16 protein-coding genes are annotated in these 18,547 nt (G+C 59.9%); 8 read left to right on the top strand and 8 right to left on the bottom strand.

Going from position 1 to position 18,547, the window contains the following annotated elements; translation table 11 throughout:
• The first annotated feature begins 35 nt into the window (after positions 1 to 35).
• The 5 genes from HMPREF2996_RS11925 to HMPREF2996_RS11905 all read left to right on the top strand — a co-directional run bounded on the left by HMPREF2996_RS11925 (position 36) and on the right by HMPREF2996_RS11905 (position 7,988).
• Complete coding sequence (locus HMPREF2996_RS11925; protein ID WP_070644676.1) at positions 36 to 314, top strand: hypothetical protein; 279 nt, start codon at positions 36 to 38, stop codon at positions 312 to 314.
• A 148-nt stretch (positions 315 to 462) separates the two neighbouring features.
• Complete coding sequence (locus HMPREF2996_RS11920) at positions 463 to 1,878, top strand: decaprenylphosphoryl-beta-D-ribose oxidase (protein ID WP_070731463.1); 1,416 nt, start codon at positions 463 to 465, stop codon at positions 1,876 to 1,878.
• A gap of 14 nt (positions 1,879 to 1,892) precedes the next feature.
• Positions 1,893 to 2,651 carry a decaprenylphospho-beta-D-erythro-pentofuranosid-2-ulose 2-reductase gene (locus tag HMPREF2996_RS11915; protein WP_070731462.1) on the top strand — a complete coding sequence of 253 codons (759 nt, stop codon included), beginning with the start codon at positions 1,893 to 1,895 and terminating at the stop codon, positions 2,649 to 2,651.
• A gap of 38 nt (positions 2,652 to 2,689) precedes the next feature.
• Positions 2,690 to 4,630, top strand: coding sequence for a galactan 5-O-arabinofuranosyltransferase (locus HMPREF2996_RS11910; RefSeq protein WP_070731461.1), 1,941 nt, complete (start codon positions 2,690 to 2,692; stop codon positions 4,628 to 4,630).
• Between the two features lie 31 nt (positions 4,631 to 4,661).
• A complete protein-coding gene (locus HMPREF2996_RS11905; RefSeq protein ID WP_070731460.1) occupies positions 4,662 to 7,988 on the top strand; it encodes an arabinosyltransferase domain-containing protein in 3,327 nt (1,108 codons plus the stop codon).
• A 2-nt stretch (positions 7,989 to 7,990) separates the two neighbouring features.
• On the opposite strand, the gene HMPREF2996_RS11900 is transcribed toward HMPREF2996_RS11905, so the two are convergent.
• Both HMPREF2996_RS11900 and HMPREF2996_RS11895 read right to left on the bottom strand, forming a co-directional pair.
• Positions 7,991 to 8,821 carry an alpha/beta hydrolase gene (locus HMPREF2996_RS11900; protein WP_070444372.1) on the bottom strand — a complete coding sequence of 277 codons (831 nt, stop codon included), beginning with the start codon at positions 8,819 to 8,821 and terminating at the stop codon, positions 7,991 to 7,993.
• 14 nt (positions 8,822 to 8,835) lie between these two features.
• Positions 8,836 to 10,752 carry a M13 family metallopeptidase gene (locus HMPREF2996_RS11895; RefSeq protein ID WP_070731459.1) on the bottom strand — a complete coding sequence of 639 codons (1,917 nt, stop codon included), beginning with the start codon at positions 10,750 to 10,752 and terminating at the stop codon, positions 8,836 to 8,838.
• 42 nt (positions 10,753 to 10,794) lie between these two features.
• On the opposite strand from HMPREF2996_RS11895, the gene HMPREF2996_RS11890 reads away from it, so the two are divergent.
• Together HMPREF2996_RS11890 and HMPREF2996_RS11885 are read left to right on the top strand one after the other, a co-directional pair.
• Positions 10,795 to 11,286: a hypothetical protein gene (locus tag HMPREF2996_RS11890; protein ID WP_070644670.1), complete on the top strand. Its 492-nt coding sequence runs from the start codon at positions 10,795 to 10,797 to the stop codon at positions 11,284 to 11,286.
• Positions 11,283 to 12,125, top strand: a complete 843-nt coding sequence (locus HMPREF2996_RS11885; protein WP_070717130.1) for a PrsW family intramembrane metalloprotease — start codon at positions 11,283 to 11,285, stop codon at positions 12,123 to 12,125. The genes HMPREF2996_RS11890 and HMPREF2996_RS11885 overlap by 4 nt, the downstream gene beginning before the upstream one ends.
• A 74-nt stretch (positions 12,126 to 12,199) precedes the next feature.
• Here the strand turns inward: HMPREF2996_RS11885 and HMPREF2996_RS11880 are convergent, their stop codons facing one another.
• The gene (locus HMPREF2996_RS11880) at positions 12,200 to 12,967 is read right to left on the bottom strand and encodes a hypothetical protein (protein WP_141754745.1); all 768 of its coding nucleotides are present in this window, start codon (positions 12,965 to 12,967) and stop codon (positions 12,200 to 12,202) included.
• Between the two features lie 273 nt (positions 12,968 to 13,240).
• Between HMPREF2996_RS11880 and HMPREF2996_RS11875 the strand changes: the two genes are divergently transcribed.
• Positions 13,241 to 14,518 carry an HNH endonuclease signature motif containing protein gene (locus tag HMPREF2996_RS11875; RefSeq protein WP_070731458.1) on the top strand — a complete coding sequence of 426 codons (1,278 nt, stop codon included), beginning with the start codon at positions 13,241 to 13,243 and terminating at the stop codon, positions 14,516 to 14,518.
• A 70-nt stretch (positions 14,519 to 14,588) separates the two neighbouring features.
• Here HMPREF2996_RS11875 and HMPREF2996_RS11870 read toward each other — a convergent pair whose 3' ends face one another.
• The 5 genes from HMPREF2996_RS11870 to betA form a co-directional block, all read right to left on the bottom strand.
• A complete protein-coding gene (locus tag HMPREF2996_RS11870; RefSeq protein ID WP_070731457.1) occupies positions 14,589 to 14,891 on the bottom strand; it encodes an MGMT family protein in 303 nt (100 codons plus the stop codon).
• Entirely contained in the window at positions 14,863 to 15,567 is a 705-nt protein-coding gene (locus tag HMPREF2996_RS11865; RefSeq protein ID WP_070731456.1) for a VOC family protein, read from the bottom strand. The genes HMPREF2996_RS11870 and HMPREF2996_RS11865 overlap by 29 nt, the downstream gene beginning before the upstream one ends.
• Positions 15,567 to 15,845: an RNA-binding S4 domain-containing protein gene (locus HMPREF2996_RS11860; protein ID WP_210384562.1), complete on the bottom strand. Its 279-nt coding sequence runs from the start codon at positions 15,843 to 15,845 to the stop codon at positions 15,567 to 15,569. The genes HMPREF2996_RS11865 and HMPREF2996_RS11860 overlap by 1 nt, the downstream gene beginning before the upstream one ends.
• 19 nt (positions 15,846 to 15,864) lie before the next feature.
• Positions 15,865 to 16,512, bottom strand: a complete 648-nt coding sequence (locus HMPREF2996_RS11855) for a LysE family translocator (protein WP_070644664.1) — start codon at positions 16,510 to 16,512, stop codon at positions 15,865 to 15,867.
• Positions 16,513 to 16,674: 162 nt separating this feature from the next.
• Entirely contained in the window at positions 16,675 to 18,450 is a 1,776-nt protein-coding gene (betA, locus tag HMPREF2996_RS11850; protein WP_070644663.1) for a choline dehydrogenase, read from the bottom strand.
• Positions 18,451 to 18,547 lie beyond the last annotated feature (97 nt).

Raw genomic sequence — 18,547 nt, 5'->3', positions numbered from 1 at the left:
CCGCCCCACTTTAGGCGGGCGGTAGGCTACCGTGCATGTACTCCTCTAAGAAAGAGCACCTCACCCCGGCACAGCGAGCAGCGCAAGATGAGCGCGCCGAAGAAGACAAGCGCCACGGTCACTTTCTGGCGACGGAACATACCTCGCTGCCGCTCAATGGTTTTATGACGCGGCTCATCGCCGAGGAGCTGCCCATCCTCGATTCCACGTCGCGCGGCCGCGTCTATGAGATCCTGCGCGCCTATGAAGGCCCAGAGATTAGCTCCCAAGAAGAACTGCCGGAAGAAATCCGCGAGATCATGGATCTGTACTAATTCCGAACTAAACCCACACAACCGGACAGTACAAATGTTCCGTTTGCTTGGCTTTTGTACCTAATCTCACGTTTTCACTGCCGCCACAGGCACGACCGCCTAGGTAGTGTAGGAAACCGACCCATCACATCGAATCAAAGAGTAAGAGATGGAACTGCATACTACTGAGAAGTCCCTCCACGGTTGGGGCCGCACGGCGGCAACAACCGCCCACGTTTTGTCCACCCCGGACGTCGACGTCATCAAGGCTGCCGTCGCCCAGGTGGCTGAGGACAATGCTGATAAGCCTTCCCACCTGCGCCGCGGCGTCATCGCCCGCGGTATGGGCCGCTCCTACGGCGACCCCGCGCAGAACGCCGGTGGCCTCGTCATCGACATGCAACCGCTCAACAAGATCCACTCCATCGATCCGGAGTCGGGCATCGTCGACGTCGACGGTGGCGTCACCCTCGACCAGCTCATGAAGGCTGCCCTGCCCTATGGCCTGTGGGTTCCGGTTCTGCCGGGCACCCGCCAGGTCACCATCGGTGGTGCTATCGGCCCGGATATCCACGGCAAGAACCACCACTCCGCCGGTTCTTTCGGTGACCACGTCGCCTCGATGGAGTTGCTCGTGGCAGACGGCCGCGTGCTGCACCTGACCCCGGAAGGCTCTGAGGATGATCCGAGCGGTGATCTTTTCTGGGCCACCGTCGGCGGCATGGGCCTGACCGGCATCATCCTGCGCGCCAAGATCAAGATGACGAAGACGGAAACCGCCTACTTCATCGCGGATACCGACCGCACGGATAACCTCGATGAAACCGTGGCCTTCCACTCCGATGGCTCGGAGCACAACTACACGTACTCCTCCGCGTGGTTCGACGTCATCTCCCCGGAACCAAAGCTGGGCCGCTCCACTATTTCCCGTGGCTCCCTGGCCACCCTGGAGCAGCTCGAAGAGCTCGCCCCGAAGCTGGCGAAGGACCCGCTAAAGTTCAATGCCCCGCAGCTGATGACGGTTCCGGATATCTTCCCGAACTTCACTATGAACAAGCTTTCGCTCATGGCTATCGGTGAGGCCTATTACCTCATGGGTGCCCCAGCGCGTAACCAGGTCAAGAACCTCACGCAGTTCTACCAGCCGCTCGATCTTATCGGCGAGTGGAACCGCGGCTACGGCTCCAACGGCTTCCTTCAGTACCAATTCGTGGTGCCGACCGACGCCGTCGAGCCTTTCAAGGACATCATCCGCGACATGCAGCGCTCGGGCCACTACTCCGCGCTCAACGTGTTCAAGCTCTTCGGCCCGGGTAACAAGGCCCCGCTGTCCTACCCGATGCCGGGCTGGAATGTCTGCGTGGACTTCCCCATCAAGCCGGGCCTGGGCGCTTTCCTCGATGATCTGGATAAGCGCGTCATGGAATTCGGTGGCCGCCTCTACCTGGCCAAGGAGTCCCGCACCTCAGCGGAGAACTTCCACAAGATGTACCCGGGCCTCGAGGGCTGGCTCAAGACTCGCAACGACATCGACCCGACCGGCGTCTTCGCCTCCGATATGTCCCGCCGCCTCGAGCTGCACTAGAAAGGAATCACCTCATGCTGAATGCAGTAGGCCAAGCACAACACATCCTCCTTCTCGGCGGCACCTCCGAGATCGGCCTCGGCATCGTCGAGGAATTCCTCGAGCGCGGCCCGGCCAAGGTCACCCTGGCGGCTCGTGCGGACTCCCCGCGTATCGCGGATGCTCGCGCAACCATCGAGTCCCGCGGTGGCGACGTCGAGGTCATCAACTTCGACGCGACTGACTTCGAGGGCCACGGGGACGTCGTCAACCGCGCCTTTGAGCGCGGCGATGTCGACGTCGCCATCATCGCCTTCGGCACCCTCGGTGACCAGGAGGAACTGTGGCAGGACCAGGCCAAGGCAGTTGCCTCGGCCCAGACTAACTTCACCGCACCGGTTTCCCTCGGTGTCTTACTCGGCCAGAAGTTCCAGCAGCAGGGCCACGGCACCATCGTGGCGTTGTCTTCCGTCGCCGGCATGCGCGTACGCCGCTCCAACTTTGTTTACGGCGCCTCCAAGGCCGGTGTCGACGGCTTCTTCATCAACCTCGGTGAGGCCCTGCGCGGCTCCGGCGCCAAGGTGCTCGTGGTTCGCCCAGGCCAGGTGCGCACCAAGATGTCGGCGGAAGCCGGCGAGGCTCCCCTGACCGTCAACGTCTCCGACGTGGCTAAGGCCACCGTCAAGGCGGTGCTGGATGGCAAGCAGTCCATCTTCGTGCACCCGCTGTTTGAGTACGTGTCCTTGGGATTCAAGTTCATCCCACAGGCGATATTCCGGAAGCTGCCTTTCTAAAGTTCCGCTATGTCCACGGCGTGTGGGAAACTACTTACATGACTGAGTCTCCCGCCACGTCGTCTATCTCCCCCACCGTGGAATATAACGTCGACCGCTTGACGCGTCGCGCCAGCCTCGTGGGTATTGCCGCCGCCGCTGTAGGTGGCGGCCTTGTTACGCTCATTGGTTTCTTCGCTTTCAAAACGGTCTCCCTCCCGGCGTTCAGTACGTCGATGGTGACCCGTGCGTTGAGCACGGCGGGAACTGCGCTCACCGTTCTCTTGGTGGGTGCTCTGTGCGCGTGGTGGATTATTACGCCGCGCCCCCGCTGGCGGACGTGGCTCACCACCGCTGTGTGTTATATCTCCCCAGCGCTGCTCACACTGACCAGTATCGGCTTGCCCCTTTCGGCTTCCCGCCTGTGGCTCGACGGCGTCCAAGTCGACCAGGTATTCCGTACCCAATTCCTCACCCGCGCCACAGAGGCCAGCTCTTATGCGGACATGAACTACGAGGGCCTGCCTACCTTCTACCCGTTGGGCTGGTTCTGGATGGGCGGGCGGCTCGCGAACCTTCTCAACATGCCGGGCTGGGAGGTTTATCAACCGTGGAGCCTTATCTCCCTGGCCGTGGCCGGGTGCATCCTGGTTCCGGTGTGGCAAAGGCTCAGCGGTTCGCTGCCAGTTGCCACCGCCATTGCGTTGACCACCATGGCGGTGACCCTGACCATTGGCGCTGAGGAGCCCTATTCCGCCGTCATCGCCATGGGCGTCCCGGCAGTGGCCGTCCTGTGCTCCCACGCTTTCTACAGGGCTTCCTGGTTCTCTACTGCCGCAATCGCTATCTACCTGGGAGTTTCTGCCTGCTTCTACACGCTCTACACGGGTGCAGTGGCGCTCACCATCGTCAGCCTCATTGCACTGGTCACCGGCGTCGCTGAGCGCACATGGGTACCCCTCGTGCACTTGGTCACCATCGCGGCCGGTTCCCTGGCCATCGCTGCGATCGCCTGGGCGCCCTACCTCTACGGGGTCCTGCACGCCACTGCCCCGCTGGAGTCCACCGCGCAGCATTACCTGCCGGAAGAAGGCACCCAAATCCCGGCGCCTTTCCTCTCGTTGTCCGTCATTGGCATCCTCAGCCTGATCGGCTTGATTTACCTCGTCATGCGCATCGACGAGCCCGAAATCCGCGCTCTGAGCACCGCTCTTGTCGGCACCTACCTGTGGACCTTGGCCTCCATGGTCATGACCCTCGCCGGCAGCACGCTGCTGGGCTTCCGCCTAGAGCTGATCGTCGTGGTGCTTTTCGCTACGGCCGGCATCCTCGCGCTGGCCGACATCCGCCTCATGGGCCTGCCCACGCTCTACCCGGAAGGCTTCAGCGAGGTCACCAGCAAGCGCGTGACCCTAGCCTTTGCCATCCTCATGGGGCTTGGCGGTGTTTACTATGCCCAGCAGATCCCAGCAACGAACGTGACCGCCTTGGACCATGCCTATACCGATACTGACGGCTACGGGGAGCGCGCGGACCGCTACACCAGCGATTCTTCCGCCAACTACGGCGAGATCCGCGAGTTCATCGATGCCCAGGGCTACGAGGCCAATGACACGGTTGTCCTGACCGATGAGAAGCTCTTCATGGCCTATAACCCCTACTACGGATTCAACGCCTTCACCAGTAATTACGCCAACCCGCTGGGAGAGTTCAGCACCCGCAACCTACAGATCGAGGAGTGGGCTTCCAAATCCTGGGAACAGACTCCGGAAGAGTTTGCGAAGTCGCTTCAGTCCGCACCGTGGCGCGGGCCGGACGTCCTCATCTTCCGCGGCGACCTAGAAGAACCCGGCGATGGTTACAAGACGCACTTGGCGGAAGACATCTACCCCAACCAGCCCAACGTGCGCTACCGCGCGGTGTTCTTCAACCCAGAGGTCTTTGAGGAAGGTTGGAACACGCAACAAATCGGCCCCTTCGTCGTGGCGGCGCGATCTTAAGAAGCCAAGGCGGTGACGTAGACTGATCGCCGTGTCAGATCGGAAAACCTCTTCATTACGTGCACCGCAGTCCCTGCGACTCACCGCCATCATCGCTGGATTCATTGGTTTCCTGTGCTTCGTGGCGACGCCGCTACTGCCGGTGAACCAGACCCAATCCTCCTTCGATTGGCCCCAGCAGGGCTCCCTGCAGTCCATCAACGCCCCGCTCATCTCGGTGGCGCCGGAAGAAATTGATGCAGAGATCCCCCTGGAAGCCGTCGACAAGCTGCGCGACGGCCAGGACCTGCTCTACGGCACCGTGCCCCCGGAGTCCAAGAAGGCCTCCAACCGCGGTATGTTTGTCCGCGCCGGCGAGGGTGGCCTCTCGGTAACCAGCCTCGATGAGGTCATTTTCTCGCTCACAGCTGAGCAGGTGGCACAGCTACCAGAGGACGCCACCCTCAGCATCGCCTCCACGGAGGACGGGACCACCGTCTCCGTGGGCAAGCACAAGAAGACCACCGAGGAGGATCTGCGCCCGCAGGTCACCGGCGTCTACACCGAGATTGATGACACTCCGGAGAACCTCGCAGAGCTTGGCGACGACCTCCGCATCCACGTAGAGATCAACTCTCGGTTTACCTCCTCCCCGACACCGCTCAAGCTCATCGCCATGTGGCTGGGCCTGGCCATGGTGGTCATCAGCCTGGTCTGCCTGTGGCGGATTGACCGCCTCGATGGCAAACGCCTTGGCTTCATGCCCGAAACCTGGAAGCAGATCCGCCCGCTCGATGGCGTCGTGGCAGCTGTACTCGGCTGGTGGTACGTCTTCGGCGCCAATACCTCCGATGATGGCTTCATCCTCACCATGGGCCGCGTTTCCGATCATGCGACCTACATGGCGAACTACTACCGCTGGTACGGCGTCCCCGAGGCCCCGTTCGGCGCGCCGTACTACGACCTCGTGGCATGGCTGGCACAGTTCTCCAGCGCCTCCATCATCGTGCGCCTGCCCTCGCTCATCTCGGCGCTCATCATCTGGTTTGTTTTGTCGCGCGAGATGCTCCCGCGCTTCGGTACCCGCGTGAACGAGCGCCGCCTCGCGCACTGGACCGCCGCGTTCATGTTCCTGGCTTTCTGGCTGCCCTATAACAACGGAGTACGCCCAGAGCCCATCGTGGCCCTCGGTGTCATGTTGACGTGGGCTTCCTTCGAGCGCGCCATCTCCACCCAGCGCCTTCTGCCGGCAGCGGTGGGCACCATCATCGCCACCATCACCCTAGCCGCTGGCCCCACCGGCCTGACCGCGGTGGGCATCTTCCTAGTCTGCCTGCCCGCGCTGTTCCGCATCATGGGCACGCGCGCCCCCGAAGTCACCTGGCCGGCACTCATCGCCCCGTTCCTTGCCTGCGGCACTGCCGTCATGGTTGCCGCCTTCGGGGACCAAACATTAGCGTCAGTCATCGAATCGACGCGCGTGCGCTCCGCGGTCGGCCCGTCCCTGCCGTGGTACTCCGAGTTCGTGCGCTACTCCACGCTCTTCGAGCCCTCCGTGGATGGCTCCCTGACGCGCCGTTTCGCCATGTTCACCATGCTTTTCTGCCTGGCGCTCATCATCTACGCCTTCATCAAGAACCACCGCGTCGTCGGTGCGGAGGCAGATCCCACCAAACGCCTGCTGGCCATCATGGCGCTCTCGGCTTTCTTCCTCATGTTCACGCCGACGAAGTGGACGCACCACTTCGGTATCTACGCCGGTATCGCCGGCGTCATCGCCGCGCTCGGCTCGGTGGTCCTGTCCCAGATCGCCATGCGCTCCCCGCGCGCCCGGACCTTCTCCATCGCCGCGGTGATTTTCCTCCTCGCCATCTCCCTCGGCGGTTGGAACGCGTGGTGGTACGTGTCTTCCTTCGGCATCCCGTGGTGGGACCGCACCGTGCAGTTCAAGGCCATCGAGGCCAACACCGTGGTGCTCGCGATCGCCATGGTGGTCCTAGCGATTGGCCTCTACCAGTCCCTGGTTCACAGCTATCGCAAGAACAAGGCTGAGGCCGACGGCACCCTCGAGGAATTCGAGGCCGCCAACGCCGCCAAGGTTTCTCGCTGGGCAGGCGCCATGTCCGCACCGATTGCGGTGGCCTGCATCCTCATCGTGGCCTTCTCCTGCGCCTCCTTTGCCAAGGGCTACGTGGCCCAGGCGGATTCCTACTCCGTGGGCAAGGGCAACCTGGCGTCCCTGCGCGGCGATGTCTGCTCGCTGGCGGATGCCACCATGGTGGAAACCAACACCAACGAGGCTTTCCTCACTCCGGTCGACGGCGACCTCAAGGATTCGCTGGTTGACGAAGACGAGGACAACTTCGGTTTCGGCCCCAACATGATCAAGGAAGATATTGAGCCGGAGAACCTCAACTCGGCGTCGGTAGGCGCCATTGCCAACACCACCGGTGATGACTCGGCTGCTTCCAATGAGGAAACCACCGAAACAACCGAAGTCACCGATTCTTCCGCCGGTGGCGTACGCGGAACGCTAGGCGTAAACGGCTCCGAGATGCACCTGCCCTTCAACCTGGATTACACAAAGGTCCCGGTCATGGGTTCCTACGATGAGTCGCAGCGCTCCACCGCCACCATCACCACCCAGTGGTACAACTTGCCGGAACCAGGAGAAAACACCCCTGTCCTCGCGGTCTCTGCTGCCGGCAAGATTTACCACCACGACGTCAACGGTGTAGAGCAGGAAGGCACCGAGCTCACCTTGGAGTACGGCACCCTCAAGAACGGCAAGGTCACCAACAAGGGTGAGGCCGAGCTTTCCGACGTCGGCGCGACCCCCAAATGGCGCAACCTCCGCATTGCTCTAGACGAGCTCCCGGAAGAGGCCAACGTTGTACGCCTCGTTGCGGTAGATGATTCCACCGATGAAGACGATTGGATGGCGTTTACCCCACCGCGCGTACCGGAGCTGGCCACCATCAACTCCCAGTTCGATTCCTCCACCCCGGCACTCCTTGACTGGTCCGTCGCACTGCAGTTCCCCTGCCAGCGCACCTTCGACCACTACGCCGGTGTGACGGAGATTCCGGAGTTCCGCATTCTTCCCGACGCCGCCGCGCAAACCTCCCTCACAGACTTCCAGTCCTTCTCCGGTGGTGGCGCGCTGGCAACCGCAGAGGCAGTGAACTACTCCTATGAGATCCCGAGCTACCTCAACAACGATTGGGCACGCGACTGGGGCGCCATTGAGAAGTACGAGCTGCGTACCAACTCCCGGGGCGAGGAACCGCTGAAGGCGGATATCGACCAGGAAGTCATCCAGCGCTCTGGCTTGTGGAAGAACTCCGAAATGAAGATTCGCCCGGAGGGCGAGCAGTAGCCCTACAGGAACTCGGCCGAATCTTTAATGCGCTGCCGCGCCACGGCCGGGGTGGAAATGCGGTGCATAGACACGTAGTCCGCGGTCTGTGCACCGGGAATCTCCACGCGTTCCGCAATCTCATCCTGCGTTGCGGTCTGGACCAAGATGTCAGAATAGGCTGCTGCCAGCGCCGCCTCGTCGAGGACGCACTCACCGCGGATGTCCTCCGGGAGCTTGGCCAGCGCGCCGAAGTCAGGGAAGGTGAGGAGGAGGGCGTCGGCAGGCACCAGCGCTGCGAGCGCCCCACCCGAGGAATAGCCCCACACCGTCACGCGCTCGGCACCGTGTTCGCGGGCATAATCGACGGCCGCCTGAACCGACTGAACCATCTCCGCCACAGTGTGCTCGGGTGCCAACGGATAGTCGACATCAATGATGGTGGTTCCGGACAGCTGTGCTGCAGCAGCCACTTCGGGCCGCCACTGCATCTCTAGCGCCTTGCCGTCACCACGCCACCATCCGCCAGAGTGCAACGACACCGCCCAACGACCATTCTGCTCTGAAGGAACAAAGATCGCTCCCACCTCAGAGTCTTCAACACGTACCCCCTCCGTGAAGGCAGTACCAGGCAGCGAGTGATCCACTGCGGAACCCAGCACCATCATGGAGGCCTGCACGATGCGGTCCGGCAGCAACGCACAGTAGCGGTCCGCCTCCGGCGAACCTCCACCGGCCCACGGCGGGCGGAAGTCCGGCAGCGGGTAGTGCACCTCCATGTAGGAGGAGAGCTGCTCGAGCTGTTGTTCCGGACTTAGTTGGCGATCAGTACCACCGATATTCCACTCACTCATGGCCCCCAAGGGTACTACCAGATGGTGACGCGCTCCTCCGGTGCTAGACCACCCTCGACGTCAAAGGCCTCGTAGAATTCATCGATGTTTTCAGCGATGATGTTGCAACGGAACTCCGCCGGCGAGTGCGGATCAATGGCCAGGTACTGCGTGGCCATCTCCGGGCGGATGGCAGTGCGCCACACGCGCGCCCACGCCAGGAAGAAACGCTGCAGACCGGTGTACTCGTGCTCTGCCAATTCCGGCTCAGCGCCCTCAGCCTCAAAGGGCGTGACCTGGCCATTGATGTCCAGGCCCTTGTCGGCGCAGTAGTTCTTGTAGGCCACCACGGCGATTCCCAATCCGCCCAGGTCACCGATGTTCTCACCCAGGGTGAAGCTGCCGTTGACGCCTGCGGAATCGGTGCCTTCCAGCACCTTCGGTACCTGCCCTTGGAACTGGTCCACCAGTTTCGCGGTCAGCTTCTCGAAGGCCGCACGGTCCTCCTCCGTCCACCAGGAGTTGAGGTTGCCCTGGCCGTCATACTGCGAGCCCTGGTCATCAAATCCGTGGCCGATCTCGTGACCAATCACCGCACCGATAGCGCCGAAGTTCTCCGCCGCGTCCGCCTCAGGGTTGTAGAAGGGCGGGCGCAGAATCGCTGCCGGGAAGGTGATGTCATTGACCACTGGATTATAAAAAGCATTGACCGTCTGCGGGGTTGCGAACCATTCATCGCGGTCCGCCGGCTTGCCAATCTTGGCCAATTCATAATCATGATTCCACGCATTACCCGCGCGCACATTGGCCACCAAGTCCGCTCCCTTCGGAGAAAACTCCAGGTCAGAATAGTCACGCCAGGTATCTGGATAGCCAATCTTGGCCTTGAACTGGGAGAGCTTCTCCAGCGCGCGTTCACGAGTAGCCGGAGTCATCCACTCCAGCTGCGAAATCCTCTCACGATAAGCGGCGGTAAGGTACTCCACCAGCTCATCCATCTCGGACTTCGAGGAGGGCGGGAAGTGCTTGTCCACGAAGACCTTGCCAATCTCCTGTCCCACCATGTTTTCCGCTAGGCCCACGGCGCGCTTCCAGCGGTCACGCTGCTCCGTGGCACCGGAAAGCTTGGTTCCGTAGAACTCGAAGTTCTTCTTACCGATCTCCTCGGAGAGGTAAGGCGCGCGCGATAGCAGAATGTGCCACGTTGCCCACAGCTGCCAATCCGCCATACGGCCGGCGGTGAACAGGCCCTCGAGGTGCTCGAAATAAGACGGCATCATAGCTACCGCACGGTGCTCGGGCAGTCCCCCGCCCTGCAGGATGGCGCGGGTGATGCTGGGCAGCTTGGCGACGTCCACCGGGTTATACGTCTTCACCGCATCACGCGAGGCCACCACATCCCAGTGGCCGGCCGCGATTTCTTTCTCTAGGTTTACGATACGCGTCGCGGCCGTCTCCGCGCCCAGTCCGAAGAGGCGGGCGGGATCTAAGAATCCCAGCATCGCCGCAACGTGCTTCTCGTAGTCAGCGAGCGTCTGCGCGTGGGCTTCCTCGCGGTAATATGCCTCATCCGGCAGACCTAAACCGGACTGAATAATGTAGGCCACCGCCTCCTCGGTGCCGGAGTCCTTTTCCACCCAGAAGGTAACCGGGGCGCCAACGCCCTCGCGCTCCAGCACACCCAGGTTGTGGGCCAGCTCCTCCGGGTCCGCCGCCACCAGCTTGTCGAGGTCCTCGTCAAGCGGCGTCGTTCCCGCAGCATTGACTCCTTCTACATCCATGTGGGAGGAATACACGATCCCTGGGCGGCCCGTGTCTTCCTTAACGATGTCGTGGACGAGTTCCTCGGCTTCGTCGCGAAGCGCGTGAAAAGTGCCGTCGACGCCACGGTCATCGGGGATAACGTGGGACTCAATCCAGGGGCCATTAACAAATTGATACAGATCCTTCATGCACTTCACTCTATGTCAGAAGCACGCGTTAGTGTGGTGTGCATGACTTCTTATCGTTTCCCGCCAGCGAAGATGACGGGGCCGTTTTTCGCTGTGCTGGGAGTGACTCTCCTCGTGCTGGGCACGCCCGCCATCCTCAGCTTGGCACTGCCGGAACACGAGCCGGAAACAGAGCCAGTCGTCCTCGATGATCCGGAGTGGCATCAGCCCATCGACGGCGTCGAGTGCAGCGTTAACTACGATTCCGTGGCCAACCAGGCGTGGGACTGCGGCGACACCTTGGTCGAGGCCTATCTCACCTCTGATGTCGACGATGATGAGCTAGCCCTGCGCCGCGCCGTTCGCGCGACCACCTTCGGGTCGATGCCGAAGGAAAAAGTAGAAAACCAAGACGGCATCCTCGTCCTGCGAACGTATACGTACATCCCGGTCGTTGCCTTCAGCGTGGCCAAGGGAAACCTCAACTACGAGCTCGTCTTCTCGGATGGAAACCCAGAGGAATTCGCCGATCAATTTATGGAGGCCTTCAAGTGAGCAAGATCTTCCGCGTAACCCTGTGGGTCTTCATTGGCGTCTGCCTACCCGCCGCTCTTATCAATCTGTTGGGCTCCTTTCTCGTTGCCCCGCTCCCAGGCCTGATAAGCCTGCTGATCGGACTAGCCTTCCTAGCACTAGGCCTATACCTGTGGCGCCTCAGCCCGATGTGGGCCGCACCGGCCAAGGGCTGGGCCACTGCCAGCGTGCTGTGGGGAGGCGGCACCGCGGTATCTTTAGCGCTCCTCTCCGCACTGCCGTTCACCTCCCTCACCAAAGGTGTGGGCTGGGAAGAATCCATGATGTCCTGGTCCGGTGCTTATCCGGAGGAATTCGCCAAGGCCCTCGGCGTGGTCTTCATTCTCCTCAGCTTCCGCCAGCTCAACCGGCCCTGGCACGGCTTCATCGTCGGCGCACTCGTGGGCTGGGCTTTCGATGTTTTCGAGAACATCCTCTACGCCTCTCTCGGCGCCGTAATGCACCCGACGTCGGATTGGATTGGCATGCTGCAGATGTGGGGACTGCGCCTTGTGGCGGGACCAGGTCTGCACATGTCACTGACGGCCATCGCGGGCTTCGGGATCGGCTGGGCCATTTACGCTGCCCATAAAACTTGGTGGTGGCGTCTCGGCGTCGGCGTGGGCGCGCTTTTTGTTTCCTTTTGTCTCCACTTCGCGTGGAACTACATGTGGGAAGAAACCTGGCAGCTGATCACGCAGTATATCGTCGTGGCGCTCATCCTCTACCCCACCGTCATCACCCTGGGTATTCGGGCCCACCGTCTGGCCAAGTCGGACGATACCTACTCGCACTCGCCGGGCTTAGCCAGCCTGCGGTGAATTAGTCGAACTGCCCCTGCAGCTCTGATGTCGCGCCCGAAGGATACTTTCTTTACTTCCGACAACGGCTACGCTTAGCATGCCTGCGATGAGCTCGGCACCGCCCGTTTTAGTTCCGCACATGCTCTATCGCGCGCGTCCTGTAGAGGCGTCGGCAAGCCTGGCGCCTGTGGTGCAACCTCCACCGCTCCCAGCACATCCCCCGTGAGATCCGCGGGGGATCCATAAGTATTAGCCGCCACGCTATACCCAGGGCCGAAAGAGGCACTAGCGTGAACCTGACGGTTGTCCGACCATCCAAATTTCGTTCCAATGATGCCCGGGATGCGTGCGGTGCCAAAGTCCTGGCGGTAGCCGTCGGATGCCGCAGGCGCTACCGCCGCCATACCCTTCATGAGCGGCGCGGCAGCCGGATCGCCAGATATCGCCCCTATGAAGCGAGTGAGATCCTCCGTCGACGTCGTGGTATTTCCCCAGTAGCCATTGTGGTGAGTCTCTCCTAACCGATACTCCCCGATGATAGAGGGAATGGCCTGTGGATACTTCCGCTCCAAGTCACTGGCGGTGCCGTCCTCAGAAAAACGAATCATGTTCTCCACCCGCGCCTTATCCTCCGATGCGCCATATTTCAGTACCCACATACCGAGATACAGCTTCGCCAGGGAAAGCGCGGGGCGGGACTCGTGGCTATTCCCAGTGGAAACTGAATTTCCATCGGCATAACGCACGGTCATCTGGGTGCGTGGTGGGACTTTTCCAGGATCGAAAGTCAGAGCCTGGGCAGAAGGCGCGGTGACGGCTGCCAGGGCAAGACCGACAATGATGGAACGAGGCTTAAACACTTGTATAGATTAACTCAAGTCACAGCTTTAACAGCTCTGATTGGAGATTTGACGCCCTAAACCCCCACTGGAAATCTCGAATGTGCGTTTTATCTGGCGCTTACCCCACGACTTGTGTTGAGCACCAGTTTTTCCATTTACCCCTCTAATCACAACTTCTTTCCGCAGTATGGACTTCTCCAGAGATACCGAATAAGCTCTTATTTCGAAAGGGATTTCGAACGGTGGGGGTTCGTCCCTTCGCAGTAGCTCGACCAACAGTAGGGGGTTGAAGTGTCTTCCACTTCAGACGTTGTTGTTTCCTATTTTTCTCATTCCAATCCGAACGACCCAGTATGTATGAAAGGCAAGGACATACGCCAAGCAGACTACGAGTTCTGGTCTAGCATCCTTCCCGCCTTGGACGAAGATTCAGACACAGCGTGTATGCGCCTTGGGTTAAAGACCGGCAAAACGGCCGGGGCAGTTGCTCGCATAGTCATGGGGATTTACCGCCTTAGAGAACTCCCCCAGCTCAAGGCCCTACAAGATGCTTATTATTTGCTGGACCTACCTGCCTTGATTGCCATTGACCAGGTCATGGCTAAGCTGGGCCAGCCTTCCCCAGAGGTAGTGGCTGCCATCGATACTTCGTTGGCCCGTTGGTTTACTCCTACGAAGCCCAATCAGGCGTTTCCCAGCACTTCGCAGATTCGCCGCCGCATGCGTGATCTCGTCAAGGTTCATGATGACTCCATCGCGGTGGAAGATACGCGCCCGAAGAACCGGTATTCCATACTCACCCGCGCCCAGCGCGCCACCATCGAACTAGAGGTTGACAGCAGCATCGGGGTCATTATTCATGAGGCTATTAAGGCAGCGGCGGAAAAGTATGAGGTTTCTATGGCCGAGGCACTCATCCTCCTCATCACTGGGAAGGTAGAGCCAGAGGCTGCCCGAGTAGTACTCCACACTTATCAAGCTAATGACGTCGAGGATGCACCAGTATATGTAGAAGGCCATGGCTGGCAGGTGGGCAATATCCCCGCACAGGCCGTAACAAAAAGGGATTTAAGCACCAAGCCAGAGGCCTCCAAAAGCTACGGACCAAACACGATGGTGCGCAAATATGTTGAGGGCCGCGATGGCACCTGTCGTGCAGCTGGCTGCGGAATGCCTGCGTGGCTATGCCAGTTGGACCACCGTCTTAACTACGCCGATGGCGGACCAACGCACCCGGACAACATGGTCGCGTTATGCCAGCATCACCACAACATGAAGACCGACGGACGGGCCTTTTATATTCTGGACCCGGATACCGGCGATGTGGTCTGGCTTTTCGAGGATGGCACGTGGGCGATCACAGAACCTTCCGGGCCACTAGCCCCTAAGAACAAGCGCTGGGCGCGAAGTGTGGCACAAGATATTGAGAGCTTCCGCGCCCGGAAACACCGTGAGGCCCAAGAACTTAAAACTGAGCTAGACAAAGAACAACAAGAGGCCGCACACCACGCACCTACAGAAAAGGCAGAGAACAAGGAACCTGAAGGCGGTGAGGAAATCCCCTTCTAAGAAAGGTCCGTCGTTTAAAACGACGCAGTAGCCACCCCCTTACCAAGAATGGCAATTCTCAAAGCGGATCTTAATAGGCGCTGCCTCCCAGATCCGTTGCATCCAGGCCACACTCAGAAAGGACCACGCGGTCGCCGCGGTGCGGGATGCCTTCTTCATCCCAATGGGCTTGGGCGGCCGAGGTGTGGGCGCGGCCCGTGCTGTTGACCACCCGCCACCAGGGCAGATCTGCGCTTTTCGACATCACCCAGCCCACATATCGCGCGCCGACCCCCACCACTTTGGCGATCTCTCCGTAGGTGGAGACATTGCCAACTGGAATGCGGAGAACGACCTCCGTAACCCTAGAGCTCGATGGGTTCTTCGGGGGCATCCTCAACCTCACACAAGGTGAGCGCCGCACCCGTCGTGTCCTCAATCAGACACAGGCGGCCGAATGGGGAATCGTGGGGCTCACGAATGATCTTTCCGCCGTTATCAATTACAGCCTTAGCTGCCTGGTCAATGTCCCGCACGCCCAGGTAGGTTTGCCAGAAACTCGGCAAGCCCTCCGCGTGCCAAAATCCGGCGAAGGCAGCGCCTTCTTCCTCTGCGACCGCGTAATGCTCATCACCACGGATTTCCCAGTTGAAGAGCTCGCCATAAAAGTCCAGCGTTGAGTGGAAATTCGCCGAAACCGTCAGCTCATGCCACACCGGAGTACCCGGCTCTCCGCCGGCGACGAAGCGGTCGAGCTCCGGCTGCGTCAAACCAAACATGGCACCACTGTTGTCCAGAACAAGCGCCAACGGCGCACCTAAAGCGAGGATCTTGCCACCGAGTTGTTCTACCCGGGCGCAATCCGCCTCCAAGTCGCGGGAAAGGAAATAAGTTGCCCAGGTGTCTTGGCCAGGAACAATTTCGGCAATCGGCAGGCCCTGCAGTCGGGCAATGCCGTCTTCGAATTCCCAACCCAACACGGCCGAGTAAAATTTTTCGGAGGCCTTCACATCGGAACTAGCCAGAGTAATCCAGTAGGGCATTCCTACTTCTGCTTCAAAAGCGGGCATTAAAGGTTCCTCCACTTCTCCGGGTCGAAGTCATCATCGGCGGTGGCCTCATCGAAATAATCGTCGTCGTCTTCAACGACGCGGGCGCAGGTGTCGGAGACACAGATGACGTCGCCAAGCACCAGCGTTGCACCGCGCTGCTTAGTGACTTCCCCATTGACGGTGACCTGGCCCTGCTCGATGAGTTCTTTGGCCTCACCCCCGGTTGCGACCAAGGAGGCCAGTTTGAGGAACTGGCCGAGCTTGATGGATTCTCCCTTAATTGAGACTTCTAGCATGCTGACCAGCATACCCAGCTCAAAGCGCAAGGAGTCCCTCCGTCAGAATGATGACGCCAAGCAGGGCAAACACGACACCACTAAAGATATCGACACTGGCGGAGTTCTTCGCCATCCACTTCGACACCGCACGTGTGCACAGCGCGACGCCAACGAAGATGATGAGGCTTTCGAGGATGAGCACTGAGCCCACCGTGGCATTGGCACCAAACCCCATGCCGGGGTCGATGAAATTGGCAAAGATAGCGCCGAAGAAGATCAGCACCTTGGGGTTGGAAAGGTCGCTGACCAGGCCCATGCGATACGCCGTGCCGAGTCTGATGATGCCGTCCGGGGTGAACCCGCGCGGTTGGGGATTCATAGTTGCCGGTGCACGGCGCTCTTTGATGCCACCGCTGATGGCAGAAAAAGCCATCCACAGCAGATAGCTGCCGCCGGCAATCTGCAGCGCCACTAGGATTTCCGGGTGCGCCGAAATCAATGCGGTGAGCCCCGCTAGCGAAGCAACGGTCCACATCATCAAGCCGGTGGTGCTACCGATTGCGGCCCACACCGCCGCGCGCGTAGAGCGGGCGCCCAAACGAATAATCTGTACCACATCTGGTCCCGGCGAGGCCATCGCCGCGAACCACACACCCATTAAGGCCACTATGGCGCTGAATGCCATCTAACACCCCCATACTCACATGCATTATTGCTAACACATGCCACTGTAGAGCGGGCTTCATCTGCAGCGAAACAGGTAACCTGGCCCTTTTTACACAATAAGCGCTGTACTGGCATCTCTCGGCGACAGTACAGCGCTTAGGGGATGTAGCACGAGGCTAAATTAGTGGTCAGCACCTCTTATGGACTGCTTGTGATCACGCACGGCCTCGCCCTCAGCGTAGAGCGGCATATCCGTGTTGGCTTTGTACCACTTAGCGTTGTTCGGTGCGAGCGGGGTGCGGCCAGCAATGAGGTCGGCAGCCTTCTCGCCCACCATCATGGTCGGGGCATAAATATTGCCGTTCGTCACAGACGGGAAGACGGAGGCATCAGCAACATAGAGGCCTTCAACGCCCCATACGCCCATGGTGTCCGGGTTAACCACGGCCATCGGATCGGACTCTGCACCCATCTTGGCAGTACAGGAGGGGTGCAGAGCGGTCTCGCCATCGTTACGGACCCATTCCAAGATTTCTTCATCAGTCTGAACGTCTGGGCCCGGGCTGAACTCGCGAGCACCAACCTCCTCCATAGCCTTGGTGTCCAGCAGAGAGCGGGCAACGCGCACGGCTTCGACCCATTCTCGGCGGTCCTGGTCAGTCTTCAGGTAGTTGAAGAGGATGGACGGCTTGTCGTGGATGTCCGCGCTCTTAATGTGGACATGGCCCTTGGTGTCAGAAAACATCGGCCCAACGTGCCATTGGAAACCATGCTTCACGTCGGCCTTCTGGCCGTCGTAACGCACCGCCATCGGTAGGAAGTGGAACATGAGGTTCGGGTATTCCTCGTTCTCATTAGAACGCACGAAGCCACCACCTTCGAAATGGGAGGTGGCAACAGGTCCCTTCTTAGTCAGCAGCCACTGCAAACCCATGAATGGCCAACGCCACTTGTCCAAGTACGGCTGGGAGGAAGCGGTGGATTTAGTCGTTTCATACTGGATATAGACCTCGAGGTGATCCTGCAGATTCTCACCCACACCGGGCAAGTGCTTGACGACGTCGATTCCGTGCTTCTCCAGAATCTCACGGTCACCAATGCCCGAAACCTCGAGCAGCTGCGGAGTATTGATAGCGCCGGCGGACAGGACGATCTTATCGGCGTATACGCGGTGAACGCCGCCCTTCCACTCGTACTCGACGCCGACGGCCTTCTGGCCTTCGAAGAGAACCTTGGTGGTAAAGGCACCGGTGCGGATCTCGAGGTTTTCGCGATCCAAATGCGGGTACAGGTAAGCACGGGCAGCAGACCAGCGCTTGCCGTTCTTAATGTTGCGATCGAACGGAGCGAAGCCTTCCTGGCGGTAACCATTAACGTCATTAGTTAGGTTGTAACCAGCTTCCTGCACCGACTTGAACAGAGCCTGGAAAAGCTCGGAGGTTGCCGGGCCGCGGGAGAGGTACAGCGGGCCGTCATGACCACGGCGCGGGTCATTCGGCTCAGCCGCAGCGGCAGTCTCCATGCGGTTAAAGTATGGCAGGCAATGAGCGAAGTCCCACTTCTCCATGCCTGGGTTCATGCCCCACTTTTCGTAATCCATCGGGTTACCCCGCTGGAAAATCATGCCATTGATGGAGGAAGAACCACCGAGAACCTTGCCACGGGCATGGTAGACACGGCGACCGTTCATCTCTGGCTCTGGGTCGGATTCATACATCCAGTCATAGCTCTTTGCACCAATGGGGAAAGAGAAGGCAGAGGGCATGTGGATAAACAGATCCCACAGGGAATCGGGGCGGCCGGCCTCAAGAACCAGCACGCGAGTGTCCTTTTCCTCAGTCAGGCGTGCGGCAATAACAGAGCCGGCGGAACCACCGCCGACAACGACCACGTCACTTACTTCATCGGTGACCTTCTTCGCAGAACGCTTCTTGGCTAGCTTGTCCAAAATACCCATAAATCCCCTTCTTTCCATGATTTGTATGACATTTCCATACCGCACTCCGCGAGCGAGTCTACTATATTTTATGCACTATACTGCATTTATTTACATT

Source organism: Corynebacterium sp. HMSC066C02 (assembly GCF_001814945.1).
Lineage (GTDB): Bacteria > Actinomycetota > Actinomycetes > Mycobacteriales > Mycobacteriaceae > Corynebacterium > Corynebacterium aurimucosum.
Note: the sequence above shows the minus strand (reverse complement) of the source record. Positions and strands in the feature narration are given on the sequence as shown.